Below are 1,231 nucleotides of genomic sequence, written 5' to 3'. Positions count from 1 at the left end.
CGGCCACCTGGTGCTGGCCGTGCCGGGGCAGGCCGGGTTCTTCGCGGGTCTGGCGCTGGTCGCCGTGGGCTCGGGCCTTCTGAAGGCCAACATCTCGACGATGGTCGGCCACCTCTACGACGGTCCCCAGGACCCGCGCCGGGACGGCGGCTTCACCCTCTTCTACATGGGCATCAACATCGGTGCCTTCGCGGCGCCGCTGGTGATCGGCACCGTCGGCCAGAGCATCAACTGGCACCTGGGCTTCGCGCTGGCCGCGGTCGGCATGGCCCTGGGCCTGGTGTCGTTCCTGGTCGGTACCCGCCACCTCAGCCCGAAGTCCAGCGTCGTGCCGACCCCGCTGCAGGCCGAGGAGCGCGCCATGTGGCTGCGCAAGGGCCTGATCTGGGTCGCCGCCGCCGCGGTCTTCTACGGCGTGGTCGGCTTCACCGGCCACTTCACCCTGGACTGGGCGCTGATCCCGCTCGCGCTGCTCGGCCTGATCATTCCGATCACGGTTCTGGGGCGCATCAAGCGCGACAAGGAACTGACCGACACCGAGCAGACCAAGGTCAGCGGCTACATCTGGTTCTTCGTGGCCGCCGCGGTGTTCTGGATGATCTTCGACCAGGCGGGCTCGACGATGTCCGTCTTCGCGGAGAAGAAGACGAACGGCCAGGTCTTCGGGATGGACTTCCCGTCGTCGTGGTTCCAGTCCGTGAACCCGCTGTGGGTCATGGCGCTCGCCCCGGTCATCGCCTGGCTGTGGATGTCGCTGGCACGCCGCGACCGCGAGCCGAGCACCACGGTGAAGTTCTCGATGGCGATGTTCTTCATCGGCGCCTCGTTCGCCGTCTTCATCATCCCCATGATGATGGCCTCGGACGGCTCGAAGGTCAGCCCGATGTGGCTGCTGTCCATCTACATGATCCAGACCATCGGCGAGCTGTGCCTGTCCCCGGTCGGTCTGTCGGTGACCACCAAGATGGCGCCGCAGAAGTACGCCAGCCAGATGCTGGGCGTGTGGTTCCTCGCCGTCACCGCGGGCGACTGCATCACCAGCCTGCTCTCCACCGCCGGCGCGGACCTGAGCGGTCCCCCGGTGCTGGCCGCCGAGGCCGGGTTGGCAGTGCTGGCCGGTGTCGCGGTGTGGCTGAGCCGCAAGAAGATCGTCGCGCTCATGGGCGACGTCCGCTGATCGGTCCAGGACACTGCACCTCGGCCCCGGCTGGACGGACGCCATGGAGGCCGC

At 68.0% G+C, this 1,231-nt stretch carries 1 protein-coding gene; it reads left to right on the top strand.

Going from position 1 to position 1,231, the window contains the following annotated elements; all coding sequences use genetic code 11:
• The coding region (locus AB0I03_RS26800) for an oligopeptide:H+ symporter (protein ID WP_360417410.1) at positions 1-1,177 on the top strand (1,177 nt) is incomplete at its 5' end.
• Positions 1,178-1,231: the final 54 nt, after the last annotated feature.

This window comes from Glycomyces sp. NPDC021274, from assembly GCF_040641195.1.
In the GTDB taxonomy this organism is placed as follows: Bacteria; Actinomycetota; Actinomycetes; order Mycobacteriales; family Micromonosporaceae; genus Glycomyces.
The sequence above is the reverse complement of the archived record's forward strand: the minus strand, read 5'-3'. Positions and strand labels throughout refer to the sequence as shown.